The organism is Streptomyces sp. NPDC002676 (assembly GCF_053592455.1).
In genome coordinates, this window is record NZ_JBSFVT010000022.1 from 51,369 (window position 1) to 65,600 (window position 14,232).

The following is a 14,232-nucleotide window of genomic DNA, read 5'->3' on the forward strand; positions in this document are numbered from 1 at the left end:
GAACAGCCCGCAAAGAACGTATGAGCAAACGAAGACACTCTTGCAGGCGAAAATGATCGTTTGCCGTCTTCGTGGGCTTATTCACACAAGCTGGAGCGACCTCACAGGAGGGGACACGGGAACGGCCCCGGAGGGAGGTCCCTCCGGGGCCGTACCGAGCGCGGGTAGCGCGCGGGGGCTCAGCCCTCGCTGACGCCCAGCTTCTCCAGGATCAGCTCCTTGACGCGGGCCGCGTCGGCCTGGCCGCGGGTGGCCTTCATGACCGCGCCGACCAGGGCGCCGGCCGCGGCCACCTTGCCGCCGCGGATCTTGTCCGCGACGCCCGGGTTGCCGGCGATGGCCTCCTCGACGGCGGCGGTCAGCGCGCCCTCGTCGGAGACGACCTTCAGGCCGCGCTTCTCGACGACCTCGTCCGGGGTGCCCTCGCCCTTGAGGATCCCGTCGATGACCTGACGGGCCAGCTTGTCGTTGAGCGAGCCCTCGGCGACCAGGGCGGTCACCCGGGCGACCTGCTCGGGCGTGATCGGCAGCAGCTCCAGGGACATGCCCGTCTCGTTGGCCGTACGCGCCAGTTCGCCCATCCACCACTTGCGGGCGGAGACCGCGTCGGCACCGGCGTCGATCGTGGCGACGATCGCGTCCAGCGCGCCGGCGTTGAGGATCGCCTGCATGTCGGTGGCGGAGATGCCCCACTCGGCCAGCAGCCGGGTGCGACGCACCAGCGGCAGCTCGGGCAGAGCCGCGCGGATCTCCTCGACCCACTCGCGCGAGGGCGCCACGGGGACCAGGTCGGGCTCCGGGAAGTACCGGTAGTCCTCGGCCTCCTCCTTCACGCGGCCCGAGGTCGTCGACCCCGTGTCCTCGTGGAAGTGGCGGGTCTCCTGGACGATCGTGCCGCCGTCGCCGAGGACGGCCGCGTGCCGCATGATCTCGAAGCGGACCGCGCGCTCCACGGACCGCAGCGAGTTGACGTTCTTCGTCTCGGAGCGCGTGCCGAACTTCTCGCTGCCCTTGGGCATCAGCGAGAGGTTCACGTCGCAGCGCATCTGGCCCATCTCCATACGGGCCTCGGAGACGCGCAGCGCCCGGATCAGCTCGCGCAGCTCGCGGACATACGCCTTCGCCACCTCGGGGGCGCGGTCACCGGCGCCGACGATCGGCTTGGTGACGATCTCGATGAGCGGGATGCCCGCGCGGTTGTAGTCGAGGAGCGAGTGCTGCGCGCCGTGGATACGGCCCGTGGCGCCGCCGACGTGCGTCGACTTGCCGGTGTCCTCCTCCATGTGGGCGCGCTCGATCTCCACGCGGAAGACCTCGCCGTCCTCCAGCTGCACGTCGAGGTAGCCGTTGAAGGCGATCGGCTCGTCGTACTGGGAGGTCTGGAAGTTCTTCGGCATGTCCGGATAGAAGTAGTTCTTCCGGGCGAAGCGGCACCACTCAGCGATCTCGCAGTTCAGCGCGAGACCGATCTTGATGGCGGACTCGACGCCGGTCGCGTTGACGACCGGGAGCGCGCCGGGCAGGCCGAGGCAGGTCGGGCAGGTCTGCGAGTTGGGCTCGGCGCCCAGCTCGGTCGAACACCCGCAGAACATCTTGGTCTTGGTGCCGAGTTCGACATGGACCTCAAGGCCCATGACGGGGTCGTACGACGCCAGCGCGTCCTCGTACGACACCAGGTCGGTCGTGGTGGTCACGGTGAAACTTCCCTCTCAGCCCAGCAGGACGTCGTCGTCGCCCAGCCGCTTCAGCTCGCGGTAGAGGATGGCGAGGCCGGTGACGATCGCGACGGCGGACACGGTGGCGTCGATCAGCCGCAGCGTGTCGTGCTCGGCGCGGGCCTTCTTCATCTGCTTGGCGACACCGAACGCGCCGAACGCGGTGGTGGCCATGGACAGGTACGTACCGGACTTGGACTTCTTGAAGCCCTTGGCCTTCGACAGTGCACTACTCACAGCGACGGAGCCTCCTCCAGCAGCGGGTGACCCCACTTTTCCACGAAAGCGGCCTCGACGGCGGCGCCCACCTTGTACAGGCGGTCGTCCTTCATCGCGGGGGCGATGATCTGCAGGCCCACCGGGAGGTTGTCCTCCGGGGCGAGGCCGCAGGGCAGGGACATGGCCGCGTTGCCCGCCAGGTTGGTCGGGATGGTGCACAGGTCCGCGAGGTACATCGCCATCGGGTCGTCGGCGCGCTCGCCGATCGCGAAGGCGGTGGTCGGGGTCGTCGGGGAGACGATGACGTCGACCTGCTCGAAGGCCTTCTCGAAGTCGCGCGTGATGAGCGTGCGGACCTTCTGCGCGGAGCCGTAGTACGCGTCGTAGTAACCGCTCGACAGCGCGTAGGTGCCGAGCATGATGCGGCGCTTGACCTCGGGGCCGAAGCCCGCCTCACGGGTGAGGGAGGTGACCTCCTCGGCGGAGTGGCCGCCGTCGTCGCCGATACGCAGGCCGTAGCGCAGGCCGTCGAAGCGGGCGAGGTTGGAGGAGCACTCGGAGGGCGCGATCAGGTAGTACGCCGACAGCGCGAGGTCGAAGGACGGGCAGTCCAGCTCGACGATCTCGGCGCCCAGCTCCTTCAGCAGTTCGACGGACTCGTCGAAGCGCTGGATGACGCCGGCCTGGTAGCCCTCGCCGCGGAACTGCTTGACCACGCCGACGCGCATGCCCTGGACGCTGCCGTTGCGGGCGGCCTCGACGACCGGCGGGACCGGGGCGTCGATGGACGTGGAGTCGAGCGGGTCGTGCCCGGCGATGACCTCGTGCAGCAGGGCCGCGTCCAGGACCGTACGGGCGCAGGGGCCGCCCTGGTCGAGGGAGGAGGAGAACGCCACCATGCCGAAGCGGGAGACCGCGCCGTACGTCGGCTTGACGCCGACCGTGCCGGTGACGGCGGCCGGCTGGCGGATGGAGCCGCCGGTGTCGGTGCCGATGGCGAGCGGGGCCTCGAAGGAGGCGAGCGCGGCGGAGGAACCGCCGCCGGAGCCGCCGGGGATCTTGGTGAGGTCCCAGGGGTTGCCGGTCGGGCCGAAGGCGCTGTTCTCGGTGGAGGACCCCATGGCGAACTCGTCCATGTTGGTCTTGCCGAGGATGACGACGTCGGCGGCTTTGAGCCGCTTGGTGAGCGTCGCGTCGTACGGCGGGATCCAGCCCTCGAGGATCTTCGAGCCGACGGTCGTGGGCACGCCCTCGGTGGTGAAGATGTCCTTGAGCGCGAGCGGGACGCCGGCCAGCGGGCCGAGCTTCTCGCCGCGGGCGCGCTTCTCGTCCACGGCGCGGGCCTGGGCGAGGGCGCCCTCGCGGTCGACGTGCAGGAAGGCGTGCACCTTCTCGTCGACGGCCTCGATGCGGGCGAGGTGGGCCTCGGTGACCTCGACGGCCGTGAGTTCGCCGGAGGCGATCTTCTCGGCGATCTGCGCGGCCGTGAGCTTGATGATGTTGCTGTCCGTCATGGTGGTCACTCCTCCCCCAGGATCTGCGGCACCTTGAAACGCTGCTGCTCCTGGGCCGGGGCGCCGGAGAGCGCCTGCTCGGGGGTGAGCGAGGGACGGACCTCGTCCGCGCGCATGACGTTCGTCAGCGGGAGCGGGTGCGAGGTCGGCGGTACGTCTTGGTCGGCGACCTCGCTGACGCGGGCGACCGCGCCGATGATGTCGTCAAGCTGTCCCGCGAAGTGGTCGAGTTCTTCGGGCTTCAGCTCCAGACGCGCCAGCCGGGCGAGGTGGGCGACCTCCTCGCGCGTGATGCCAGGCATGCAGCGATCCTCTGGGGTGAGTGTGTGTGGTTTGGGGCCAATCCTATGGGGCGGGGCCCCGTGCCCGTGAAACGGTTTGCCGAGGCCCCCGCTCGTCACCCCCGGCGGCCCTCCCAGACCTCGCTCTTGAGGAAGTGGTTGTCGTACCGGTCCTGCACCTCGAGGATGCTCTCCGGGGTGGCCTCGCCGAGGCGGATGCGCTGGAGGTGGCGGAAGTACTCGAAGCGCTCGATGCCCGGGGTGAAGACGATGAGGATGTCCGCGGTGGCCTCCGGGACGGCGGCGAAGGCGTGCGGCTTTTCCGGCGGGACGATGACGAGATCGCCGCGCTCGGCGGTGACGATGTCGTCGCCGGAGAGGATCTCGGCGCACCCGTCGAGCAGGTAGAACATCTCTGCCCCGTTGTGGTGGAGGTGGGGCCGTGCGCCGTCGGCACCCTCCGCCAGGGTGACGCGCACGGTGGACAACGCCCCTCCGGTCGCGCTGTGGTCGGCCAGCAGCTGGACGCCGACGGGGGTGCTCCCGACCACCTCGGCCTCGGCGCCGCGGACGATCACGGAGTCGTCGAACTTCGGCACGAACAGTGACATGGCTTCTCCCTCTGTGGTGTCGTCGGACCGCGAAGAGCAGTCCGGCGCTGATCAGGACGACGACTGCCGTGGCGAAGTGAATCCCGAAGGCCACGGCCTCGGCGCCACCGTGACGCAGCACTGTCAACGTGTCTCCGAGCGGTACGAGTGCCACGGCGAGCATGAACCACGCCTCGGCCTGCGCCCCGGGCGGGCCTGCACGGCCTGGTCACCCTGATGCGCAGCGGACGCCTGCCGGAGGAGGCGCACGAGAGGCGCCTGACGCTGCCGATCGCCCACTTCGCAGGCAGCTGAACGAGTTGAACGGGCGGCGGGCGGGTGGGAAAAGCTACTCGGCGGCCGGAAGCGCCGCAGGCGACCGTTGCCAGCCCTTCGACCCCCGCGCCCGCAGCCACGCCGTCGTCTCCTCGGGCGGCATCGCCGCGGCGACCAGCCAGCCCTGCACGGCGTCACAGCCGAGGTCCCGCAGCCGCTCCCAGGTCTCGTCGTCCTCCACGCCCTCGGCGACGACGAGCAGCCCGAGGGAGTGCGCCAGGTCGACCGTGCAGCGGACGATCTCCGCGTCCTCGGTGTCCACGGCCAGCCGGGCCACGAAGGAGCGGTCGATCTTCAGCTCGCTCACCGGCAGCCGCCGCAGATGCACCAGGGAGGAGTAGCCGGTGCCGAAGTCGTCGAGGGACATCTTCACGCCGTGCCCGGTGAGCCCGGCGAGGGTGTCGGCGGCGCGCTGCGGGTCCTCCAGCAGCACGTGCTCGGTGATCTCCAGCTGGAGCGCGCCCGCAGGGACCCCGTGCCGGGCCAGCCGGGCGGCGACCGAGCCCGCGAAACCCGGTGTGTGCACATCGCGCGGGGAGACGTTGACGGCGACCGGCACGCGCAGCCCCTGCGCCCGCCACTTGGCGACCTGGCCGAGCGCGGTCTCCAGGACGTACTCCGTGAGATGGGGCATCAGCCCGGAGGACTCGGCTATCGCTATGAACTCGTCCGGCGGAACCTTCCCGCGCTCCGGATGCACCCAGCGCACCAGCGCCTCAAGGCCGGCGACCTGGCCGTCGAAGCGGACCTTGGGCTGGTAGTGCAGCTGCACCTCGTGCGCGTCCAGCGCCCGGCGCAGGTCCCCCAGCAGGCCCAGCCGGTCCGGGGTGTTGGAGTCCCGCTTGGACTCGTACACCTCGACGCCGGTGCGGTCCCGCTTCGCCTGGTACATCGCCACGTCCGCGCGGCGCAGCAGCCCTTCGGCGTCCACGGCGTGGTCGGGGAAGACGGCCACGCCCGCGCTGGCCTCCAGCACGAGAGTGAGCCCGTCGAGGTCGAGCGGCGAGCTGAGCGCGGCGACGAGGCCGCGGGCGACGCGCGTGGCCGACGTGGTGGAGTCGGCGACGGGCAGTAATACGGCGAACTCGTCGCCGCCGAGCCGGGCGGCCTCCGCTCCGCGGGGCAGGGCGAGCCGGAGCCGGTCGGCGATCTGGAGCAGCAGTCGGTCACCGGCGAGATGCCCCAGGGTGTCGTTCACCGACCGGAAGCGGTCGAGGTCGATCAGCATCAGGGCGGAGCGCGCGCCGATGCGTTCGGCGTCGTCCAGGGCCGTCCAGATCCGCTCCAGCAGCCACTGCCGGTTGGGCAGCCCGGTCAGCGGGTCGCGCAGCTGCTCCTCGGCGCGGGCGCGGGCCATCCACAGCGTGGAGTCCAGGGCGATCAGCGGGACGGCGAACAGCGGGAGCAGGACGGGCTCGGCGTCTGCGACGACGCAGACCAGCGGCGCGATGCCGAGCAGCGCCACGGCGACCAGGCCCTGTCTGACCAGGGCGGTGCGGGCGATGGTGGGCAGTCCGCCGCCGCGCGGGGCGTGCAGGTACCACAGCAGGCCCCGGTTGACGGCGAGGTAAGCGCCGACCGTCAGCACCACCTCGGGCAGCGTGCTGAAGGTCCAGGTGCCGGGCCGCCAGGGCGACTCGACGCTCGGCACCCGGCCGCAGAGTCCGAGCACCAGGGCGCCGGCACCGATGCCGAGGATGTCCACCGCGCCGTGCAGCACGCCCTGCCGCCAGCGGTGCCGTCTGGCTATGCCGACCAGGACGACGACGGTCAGGCTGACCATGCCGGCGGGCACCCAGCCGTAGAGCATGAGGACGGCGAGGGTGAGGGCGGCGCCGGAGCCGGTGCCGCCCCACCAGCGGGCGCGGCCCAGCATGACGAGGTGGCCGACGATGATGCCGGTGAGCACGGCCAGCGACCAGCCGACCGTGCCGCCCGGGAAGAGCGCGTGGTTGCCGGTGAAGGCGCGGATGAAGCCCGCGCCGAGAACGACTCCGGCGGCGGCCATGACGGCCGCGGGCAGGGCGGGCCAGGACAGCTGCCGTTCGGGTTCGGTGCCGGGCAGGCCCCGCGCGGGCCCGATGGCCAGGGGCAGCGCGGGGTGCGCCGCGGGCGCGGTGCCCGCTCCGGCCGGGTGCGGGCGCATTCCCGGGCGTGTTCCGGTACGCATCCCCGTACGCGCGCCGGTGCGCTGGGCGATCCACGTCGGCCACTGGTAGCCGCGCCAGCTGACCGTGCGGCGGCGCAGGCGCAGCCGTGAGTCCGGGGCGACGCTTTCGGTCGGTTCCATTCCCGTCCCTCTCACAGCCGGCGGTGCCCACGCCACGCGGCCCGATGCCCGACAACCATCAGCGGCTCCGCGTTGGAAAACCCTTCCCCGTGCCTTGGCGCGCGCGAGGATGCCCCAACCGCAGCTGGGCACGGCAGGTGCACATCCCAACAGTAGGCCGCAGAAGGCTTCCTCGGGCACCGGTCTTCGACGGTTGCCCGAATGCGCCCGAGCCACCCGTATGCAACAGATATGCACCGATCGGGTGGCCTTCAACCGCTATTCCTCGGCCGAAAGCGCGACTTCGGCCGCCGCCTCGGGGCCCTGCTCCAACAGGACGCCGAAACCGTCCTCGTTCAGCACCGGAACCTTCAGCTGCATCGCCTTGTCGTACTTCGAACCGGGGTTGTCACCCACAACGACGAACGAGGTCTTCTTCGACACCGAACCGGTCACCTTCGCTCCGCGGCTCTGCAGCGCGTCCTTGGCGCCGTCCCGCGTGAAGTTCTCCAGCGTGCCGGTGACGACGACCGTGAGCCCCTCCAGCGGGCGCGGCCCCTCGTCCTCGCCGGACGTCTCGTCCTCCAGCGGGACCCCGGCCGCCTTCCACTTGCGGACGATCTCGCGGTGCCAGTCCTCGGCGAACCACTCCTTGAGGGCCGCGGCGATGATGGGCCCCACGCCGTCGGTGCCCGCGAGCTCCTCCTCGGTGGCCGCCTGGATGCGGTCGATCGAGCGGAACTCGCGCGCGAGGGCCTGCGCGGCGACCGGTCCGACGTGCCGGATGGACAGGCCATTGAGGAACCGGGCGAGCGGACGGGACTTGGCCGCCTCGATGTTCTCCAGCAGCGCGAGGGTGTTCTTCTTCGGCTCGCCCTTCTGGTTGGCGAAGACCGTGACGACCTTCTCCTCGCCGGTCTTCGCGTCCCGCTTGGGCAGCCCGCTGTCCGGGTCGAGGACGTAGGCCTTGATGGGCAGCAGCTTCTCCACCGTCAGGTCGAAGAGATCGCCCTCGTCCACCAGCGGCGGCTCGGCCGGCTCCAACGGGCGGGTGAGCGCGGCGGCGGCCACCGCGCCGAAGTGCTCGATGTCCAGGCACTCGCGGCCCGCGAGGAAGGAGACGCGCTCGCGCAACTGGGCCGGGCAGGTGCGGGCGTTGGGGCAGCGGAGGTCGATGTCTCCCTCCTTCATGGGCCTGAGCGGCGTCCCGCACTCGGGGCACTCGGCCGGCATCACGAACTCCCGCTCGCTGCCGTCGCGCAGGTCGACGACCGGGCCGAGGATCTCCGGGATGACGTCACCGGCCTTGCGGATGACGATCGTGTCGCCGATGAGCACGCCCTTGGCCTTGACGACCTCCTGGTTGTGCAGGGTGGCGAACTCGACCTCGCTGCCCGCGACCTTGACCGGCTCGACCTGGGCGTACGGGGTGACCCGGCCGGTGCGGCCGACGCCGACCTTGATGTCGACGAGCTTGGTGTTGACCTCCTCCGGCGCGTACTTGTAGGCGATCGCCCAGCGCGGGGCGCGCGCGGTGGAGCCGAGGCGGCCCTGGAGCCGGATCTCGTCCAGCTTGATGACGGCGCCGTCGATCTCGTGCTCCACGGAGTGGCGGTTCGCGCCGTCGTAGTGGGCGATGAACTCCCGTACGCCGTCGAGGTCGTCGACCACCCGGTTGTGCGTGGAGGTGGGCAGGCCCCAGGTCTTCAGCAGGTCGTACGCCTGGGAGAGGCGGGTCATGCCCTTGAAGCCCTCCAGGGCGCCGATGCCGTGGACGACCATGTGCAGCGGGCGGGTGGCGGTGACGCGCGGGTCCTTCTGGCGCAGCGAACCGGCGGCGGCGTTGCGGGGGTTGGCGAAGGGCTTGTCGCCGGCCGCGACCAGGCGGGCGTTCAGCTCCTCGAACTTCTCCATCGGGAAGTAGACCTCGCCGCGGATCTCCACCAGGTCGGGCACCTTGTCGCCCTGGAGGCGGTCCGGGATCTCCGCGATCGTCCGGACGTTCGGGGTGATGTCCTCGCCGGTGCGGCCGTCGCCACGGGTGGCCGCGCGGGTGAGGCGGCCGTGCTCGTAGGTGAGGTTCACGGCGAGGCCGTCGACCTTCAGCTCGCACAGGAAGTGGTACTCCTGGTCGCCCAGTTCGCGCGCGATGCGGTCGGCCCAGGCGGCCAGCTCCTCGTCGTTGAAGGTGTTGTCGAGGGACAGCATCCGCTGGCGGTGCTCGACCGCCGTGAACTCCGTGGCGTACGACCCCGCGACCTTCTGGGTCGGGGAGTCCGGGGTGCGCAGCTCCGGGTACTGCTCCTCCAGCGCCTCCAGGGACTTCAGGAGCTGGTCGAACTCCGCGTCGCTGATGACGGGAGCGTCCTTCACGTAGTACCGGAAGCGGTGCTCCTCGACCTGCTCCGCCAGCTGCGCGTGCTTCACGCGGGCCTCGGCGGGAACCCCCGTCGTCTCCGCTTGCTTGTCGCCGGCCACCGTGTTGTCCTCCCGTTACTCTGGGTTGTCCGCGAGGGATCTCGCCGCCCGGACGCAGTGGGCGAGCACCTGGCGTGCGTAGGCGGGGGAAGCGCCCGCGAGACCGCACGCCGGGGTGACCGTTACCGCCTCCGCGAGCAACCCCGGATGCAGCCCCAGCCTGCGCCACAGCGTCCTGACACCCATGACGCTACCGGCAGGGTCTGACAATGGGCCGTCCGTGCCCGGCACGACACCGGCGAACAGGCGGGTGCCGCCCTCGACGGCCTCGCCGATGACTTCGTCGTCACGTTCGGTGAGGAGCGCGAAGTCGAAGGAGACGGCCGCCGCCCCGGCCCGGCGCAGCAGGGCGAAGGGGACGTCCGGCGCGCAGGAGTGGACGACGACGGGTCCGCCGCCGTGCACCCCGACGACGTCCCGGAGCGTGGCCTCGACCACCTGCCGGTCGGTGGCCCGGTGGGTGCGGTAGCCGCTGGCGGTGCGCACCTGTCCCCGCAGTACGGCGGTGAGGGAGGGCTCGTCGAGCTGGAGCACCAGGCGGGCGCCGGGGACACGCCGCTGCATCTCCGCCAGGTGCAGGCGCAGGCCCTCCCTCAGCGAGGCGGCGAGGTCGCGGCAGGCGCCGGGGTCCGACAGGGCGGCCTCGCCGTTCTTCAGCTCCAGGGCGGCGGCCAGCGTCCATGGGCCGACCGCCTGCACCTTGAGGTCGCCCTCGTAGCCCTGGGTGAACTCCTCCAGGGCATCGAGGTCCTCGCCCAGCCAGGACCGGGCGCGCCGGGTGTCCCGGCCGGGCCGGTCGCCGATGCGCCAGCCGCTGGGCTCCACGCGCGCGTACAGCTCGACCAGCATCCCGGCGGTACGCCCGATCATGTCGGCACCGGGGCCGCGCGCGGGCAGCTCGGGCAGGAACGGGAAGTCCTCGAAGCTGCCGGTGACGGTCTTGGCGGCCTCCCTGGCGTCCCCTCCGGGCATGGATCCGACGCCGGTGGCACCCGGGAACCTGAACTCGCTGTTCTCACTCACGCCGGAAGCGTATGCCGTGCGGGCCACCAGGGGCTCCGCCCCGTCACCGCCCCGGTCGCACCGTCAGGTCGTTGACCTCCGCGTCCCTCGGCAGGTCCAGGGCCATCAGGATCGTCGTGGCGACCGACTCGGGGTCGATCCAGGCGGCCGGGTCGTACTCCTTGCCTTCCTGCTGGTGGACCTTGGCCTGCATGGGGCTCGCGGTGCGGCCCGGGTAGACCGAGGTGACCCGGACGCCGTTGCCGTGCTCCTCGTGGCGCAGGGAGTCGGCGAGCGCCTTCAGGCCGTGCTTGGAGGCGGCGTACGCAGCCCAGCCGGCGTGGGCGTTGAGGCCGGAGCCGGAGTTGACGAAGATCACATGGCCGCGGGAGGCGCGGAGCTGGGGCAGGAAGTGCCGGGTCAGCTCGGCCGGGGCGATCAGGTTGACGTTGAGCTGGCGGTGCCAGGCCTTCGGGGTCAGCTCGCCTACCTCGCCGAGATCCACGACCCCGGCGATGTGCAGCAGCGAGTCGACCCGTTCCGGGAGCGACTGGTGGGAGAAGGCCCAGGACAGCCTGTCGGGGTCGGCGAGGTCGCCGACCAGGGTGCGCGCGCCGGGGAACTGGGCGGCCAGTTCCCTGGCGCGGCCCGCGTCGCGCGCGTGGAGGACGAGTTCGTCCCCGCGCGCATGGAGCCGGCGGGCCACGGCGGCGCCGATGCCGGAACCGGCCCCGGTGATCACATGAGTTGCCATGCCCGCCATGCTCGCATCACCGGGCGCCGAGCGACTCCTCCAGGTAGGCCAGCGCGCCCACCGGCTCCTTCGCGAAGAACACCAGGTCGGCGAGGGGGCGGGGCAGGAAGCCCTCCTCCTCCATGCGGCGGAACTGCTGTTCCAGGCCGTCGTAGAAGCCCTCGGTGTTCAGCAGCACCACGGGCTTGTCGGTGCGGCCGTGCTTCTTCAGCTCCAGGATCTCCGTGGCCTCGTCGAGGGTGCCGGTGCCGCCCACCATGATCACCACAGCGTCGGCCTTCTCCAGCAGCAGCTTCTTCCTCTCGGCCAGGTCGGCGGCGATGACCATCTCGTCCGCCCCCGGGTGCGCCTTCGCCGCGAGGAACTCGACGGAGACGCCCAGCAGCCTGCCCCCGGCCTCCTGCACGCCGTCGGCGACGACCTTCATCAGCCCGACGTCGGAACCGCCCCACACCAGCGTGTGGCCGCCCTTCCCGATCAGCTGCGCGAACTCCCGCGCGGGGAGCGTGTACCGCTCGTCGAGGTCGGCCGCGGAGAGGAAGACGCAAATATTCATGCGCCCACCCTACGCGGGAAGAAGTACGGGCCCGCGGGCGCTGTTCGAGTATGAGTCAAGGACACACGATCACCATCGAACGGGGCGAGCAGCACGTGCGTGTGGTGCACGGCGGACAGGTGCTCGCGGAGACCGAGCGCCCCCTCGTACTGCGCGAGACCGGCTCTCCGGCGCGGTACTACATCCCCGCCGAGGACGTCCGCATGGACCTGCTCACCCCCTCCGACACCCACACCGTCTGCCCCTTCAAGGGCACCGCGTCCTACTGGTCGCTGCCCGACGCGCCCGACCTCGTGTGGTCGTACCCGGACCCGAAGCCGGACGTGGCGGAGATCAAAGATCACCTGTGCTTCTACGAGGTCGAAGTGGCGTGACCTTCCACGGCACCGACGTGTCGTGACCGATGAGCCCCGTGCCGTGCGGCAGTCTGCAACGGCATGGACAAGATGACGACTTCCCGCGACGGCACCACCCTCGCGTACGAAGCGATCGGCCAGGGGCCCACGGTGATCCTGGTGAGCGGCGCGATGTCCACCGGCGGCACCGTGGCGCCTCTGGCGCACCGGCTCGCGGACCGCTGCACGGCCGTCTTCTACGACCGCCGGGGGCGCGGCGCGAGCGGGGACACGGCACCCTACGCGGTGGCCCGCGAGGTCGAGGACCTGGCCGCGCTGCTCGACGCGGTGGGCGGCGACGCGGCGCTGTTCGGGGTCTCCTCGGGCGGCGCGCTGGTGCTGGAGGCGGCGGCGAGCGGCCTGCCGGTACGGCAGGCCGCCGTGTACGAGGTGCCGTTCGTGGACCACCTGGCGGGCGGCGCCGAGCAGGAGGCCCGGTACAAGGAGCAGCTGAACAAGGCGCTGGCGGAGGGCCGGCGCGGAGACGCCGTGGAGCTGTTCCTGCGCCTGGCGGGCCTCGGCGAGGAGATGGTCCGCAGCGCCCGCCAGTCGCCGATGTGGGCGGGCATGGAGGCCGTCGCACCGAGCCTCGCCTACGACGACGCCGTCATGGGCGACGGTCTGCTGCCGCGGGAGCGGCTGGCCCTGATCTCCGTGCCCGTGCTGTCCGTCGCGGGCGGGGCGAGCCCGGAGTGGATGCACAGGGCGAGCCAGGCGATCGCGGAGGCGGTGCCCCAGGGCACGTACCGGGTCCTGGAGGGGCAGACCCACATGGTGGAGCCGGGAGTCCTGGGGCCGGTGCTTGCCGAGTTCTTCGCGCCGTAGACGGGCTGCCCCGCAGGCAGGCCCCGCAGGCGGGCTACACCGCCGCTGCCGTCGCCCGCGTGGTCGTCGCGATCGTCGCCGAGCCGACCACGCGCGTGCCGTCGTACAGCACGATCGCCTGGCCGGGGGCGACCCCGCGGACCGGCTCGGCGAAGGTGACGCGCAGTTCGCCGTCGACGAGTTCCGCGCTGACCCCGGTCTCGCCGCCGTGCGCGCGGAGCTGGGCGGTGTAGCTGCCGGGGCCCTCGGGGGCGGTGCCGCACCAGCGGGGCTTGACCGCGGTGAGCGCGCTGACGTCCAGGGACGCGGCGGGGCCGACGGTCACCGTGTTGGTCACCGGGGAGATGTCGAGGACGTAGCGCGGCTTGCCGTCGGCGGCCGGGGTGCCGATGCGCAGGCCCTTGCGCTGGCCGATGGTGAAGCCGTACGCGCCCTCGTGCGTGCCCAGCCGCTTGCCGTCCTCGTCGACGATGTCGCCCTCGGCCTTGCCCAGCCGATCGGCGAGGAAGCCCTGGGTGTCACCGTCGGCGATGAAGCAGATGTCGTGCGAGTCGGGCTTCTTGGCCACGGCGAGGCCCCGGCGCTCGGCCTCCGCGCGGATCTCCTCCTTGGTGGTGACCGTGTCTCCGAGCGGGAACATCGCGTGCGCGAGCTGCTTGTCGTCCAGGACACCGAGGACGTACGACTGGTCCTTCGCCATGTCGGAGGCGCGGTGCAGCTCGCGGGTGCCGTCCTCGTTCAGGATCACCTTCGCGTAGTGGCCCGTGCACACCGCGTCGAAGCCCAGGGCCAGCGCCTTGTCCAGCAGCGCGGCGAACTTGATCTTCTCGTTGCAGCGCAGGCACGGGTTCGGGGTGCGGCCCGCCTCGTACTCGGCGATGAAGTCCTCGACCACGTCCTCGCGGAAGCGCTCGGCGAGGTCCCAGATGTAGAAGGGGATGCCGATGACGTCGGCGGCGCGGCGGGCGTCGCGCGAGTCCTCGATGGTGCAGCAGCCCCGCGCGCCGGTGCGGAAGGATTGCGGGTTCGCGGAGAGCGCGAGGTGGACGCCGGTGACGTCGTGACCGGCTTCCGCGGCCCGCGCGGCGGCGACGGCGGAGTCGACACCGCCGGACATGGCGGCGAGGACGCGGAGAGGGCGGGGGCGCTGCGGGGTGTCAGTCATAGCTCTTCCAGGGTACGGGGCCGTTCCGCAGGTTCCGGAAAAGAATCAAGGCCCAACCCCTTTTTGTCTGGTATCGGGCGTTCTATCCTGTAGTTAGACCTACGGGACGAGTGAGGGAGTCCAAGCGGAGTAG

At 71.4% G+C, this 14,232-nt stretch carries 13 protein-coding genes and 2 pseudogenes; 3 read left to right on the plus strand and 12 right to left on the minus strand.

Translation table 11 applies throughout. The features are described 5' to 3' along the window. Positions 1-179: 179 nt before the first annotated feature. The 6 genes and pseudogenes from gatB to ACWD3E_RS36520 form a co-directional block, all read right to left on the minus strand. Positions 180-1,694 (minus strand): Asp-tRNA(Asn)/Glu-tRNA(Gln) amidotransferase subunit GatB, encoded by a 1,515-nt coding sequence (gatB, locus tag ACWD3E_RS36495; RefSeq protein ID WP_451391808.1) that lies wholly within the window; start codon positions 1,692-1,694, stop codon positions 180-182. A gap of 15 nt (positions 1,695-1,709) precedes the next feature. Beyond that, on the minus strand, positions 1,710-1,952 hold the full coding sequence (locus ACWD3E_RS36500) for a hypothetical protein (RefSeq protein ID WP_451391809.1): 243 nt from the start codon (positions 1,950-1,952) through the stop codon (positions 1,710-1,712). After that, a complete protein-coding gene (gene gatA / locus ACWD3E_RS36505; protein WP_451391810.1) occupies positions 1,949-3,448 on the minus strand; it encodes an Asp-tRNA(Asn)/Glu-tRNA(Gln) amidotransferase subunit GatA in 1,500 nt (499 codons plus the stop codon). The genes ACWD3E_RS36500 and gatA overlap by 4 nt, the downstream gene beginning before the upstream one ends. Before the next feature lie 5 nt (positions 3,449-3,453). Continuing rightward, positions 3,454-3,750, minus strand: coding sequence for an Asp-tRNA(Asn)/Glu-tRNA(Gln) amidotransferase subunit GatC (gene gatC / locus ACWD3E_RS36510; RefSeq protein WP_006130840.1), 297 nt, complete (start codon positions 3,748-3,750; stop codon positions 3,454-3,456). Between the two features lie 95 nt (positions 3,751-3,845). Beyond that, entirely contained in the window at positions 3,846-4,340 is a 495-nt protein-coding gene (locus ACWD3E_RS36515) for a cupin domain-containing protein (protein ID WP_361235241.1), read from the minus strand. A 25-nt stretch (positions 4,341-4,365) separates the two neighbouring features. Then, positions 4,366-4,527 (minus strand): annotated as a pseudogene (locus tag ACWD3E_RS36520) (DUF4267 domain-containing protein); the annotation flags it as partial. A 2-nt stretch (positions 4,528-4,529) separates the two neighbouring features. On the opposite strand from ACWD3E_RS36520, the pseudogene ACWD3E_RS36525 reads away from it, so the two are divergent. Next, positions 4,530-4,634: pseudogene (locus ACWD3E_RS36525) on the plus strand (TetR family transcriptional regulator); the annotation flags it as partial. 34 nt (positions 4,635-4,668) lie between these two features. Here ACWD3E_RS36525 and ACWD3E_RS36530 read toward each other — a convergent pair. The 5 genes from ACWD3E_RS36530 to ACWD3E_RS36550 form a co-directional block, all read right to left on the minus strand. Then, positions 4,669-6,945, minus strand: a complete 2,277-nt coding sequence (locus tag ACWD3E_RS36530; RefSeq protein ID WP_451391811.1) for a putative bifunctional diguanylate cyclase/phosphodiesterase — start codon at positions 6,943-6,945, stop codon at positions 4,669-4,671. A gap of 258 nt (positions 6,946-7,203) precedes the next feature. Continuing rightward, a complete protein-coding gene (gene ligA, locus ACWD3E_RS36535) occupies positions 7,204-9,402 on the minus strand; it encodes an NAD-dependent DNA ligase LigA (protein WP_451391812.1) in 2,199 nt (732 codons plus the stop codon). Positions 9,403-9,417: 15 nt separating this feature from the next. Further along, positions 9,418-10,425, minus strand: coding sequence for a methionine synthase (locus ACWD3E_RS36540; RefSeq protein ID WP_451391813.1), 1,008 nt, complete (start codon positions 10,423-10,425; stop codon positions 9,418-9,420). A 43-nt stretch (positions 10,426-10,468) separates the two neighbouring features. After that, positions 10,469-11,167, minus strand: coding sequence for an SDR family oxidoreductase (locus ACWD3E_RS36545; protein WP_451391814.1), 699 nt, complete (start codon positions 11,165-11,167; stop codon positions 10,469-10,471). Positions 11,168-11,174: 7 nt separating this feature from the next. After that, a complete protein-coding gene (locus ACWD3E_RS36550; protein WP_451391815.1) occupies positions 11,175-11,714 on the minus strand; it encodes an LOG family protein in 540 nt (179 codons plus the stop codon). 50 nt (positions 11,715-11,764) lie between these two features. On the opposite strand from ACWD3E_RS36550, the gene ACWD3E_RS36555 reads away from it, so the two are divergent. Further along, on the plus strand, positions 11,765-12,088 hold the full coding sequence (locus ACWD3E_RS36555; protein WP_451391816.1) for a DUF427 domain-containing protein: 324 nt from the start codon (positions 11,765-11,767) through the stop codon (positions 12,086-12,088). A 63-nt stretch (positions 12,089-12,151) separates the two neighbouring features. Further along, on the plus strand, positions 12,152-12,934 hold the full coding sequence (locus tag ACWD3E_RS36560; protein WP_451391817.1) for an alpha/beta fold hydrolase: 783 nt from the start codon (positions 12,152-12,154) through the stop codon (positions 12,932-12,934). 34 nt (positions 12,935-12,968) lie between these two features. Here ACWD3E_RS36560 and mnmA read toward each other — a convergent pair whose 3' ends face one another. Next, a complete protein-coding gene (gene mnmA, locus ACWD3E_RS36565) occupies positions 12,969-14,099 on the minus strand; it encodes a tRNA 2-thiouridine(34) synthase MnmA (protein WP_451391818.1) in 1,131 nt (376 codons plus the stop codon). Positions 14,100-14,232 lie beyond the last annotated feature (133 nt).

Bases quoted from the DNA above. Each gene is read 5' to 3' on its own strand.
- gatA (WP_451391810.1), bottom strand. From the start codon at position 3,448: ATGACGGACAGCAACATCATCAAGCTCACGGCCGCGCAGATCGCCGAG.
- gatC (WP_006130840.1), bottom strand. From the start codon at position 3,750: ATGCCTGGCATCACGCGCGAGGAGGTCGCCCACCTCGCCCGGCTGGCG.
- ACWD3E_RS36515 (WP_361235241.1), bottom strand. From the start codon at position 4,340: ATGTCACTGTTCGTGCCGAAGTTCGACGACTCCGTGATCGTCCGCGGC.
- ACWD3E_RS36530 (WP_451391811.1), bottom strand. From the start codon at position 6,945: ATGGAACCGACCGAAAGCGTCGCCCCGGACTCACGGCTGCGCCTGCGC.
- ACWD3E_RS36545 (WP_451391814.1), bottom strand. From the start codon at position 11,167: ATGGCGGGCATGGCAACTCATGTGATCACCGGGGCCGGTTCCGGCATC.
- ACWD3E_RS36550 (WP_451391815.1), bottom strand. From the start codon at position 11,714: ATGAATATTTGCGTCTTCCTCTCCGCGGCCGACCTCGACGAGCGGTAC.
- ACWD3E_RS36555 (WP_451391816.1), top strand. From the start codon at position 11,765: ATGAGTCAAGGACACACGATCACCATCGAACGGGGCGAGCAGCACGTG.
- ACWD3E_RS36560 (WP_451391817.1), top strand. From the start codon at position 12,152: ATGGACAAGATGACGACTTCCCGCGACGGCACCACCCTCGCGTACGAA.
- mnmA (WP_451391818.1), bottom strand. From the start codon at position 14,099: ATGACTGACACCCCGCAGCGCCCCCGCCCTCTCCGCGTCCTCGCCGCC.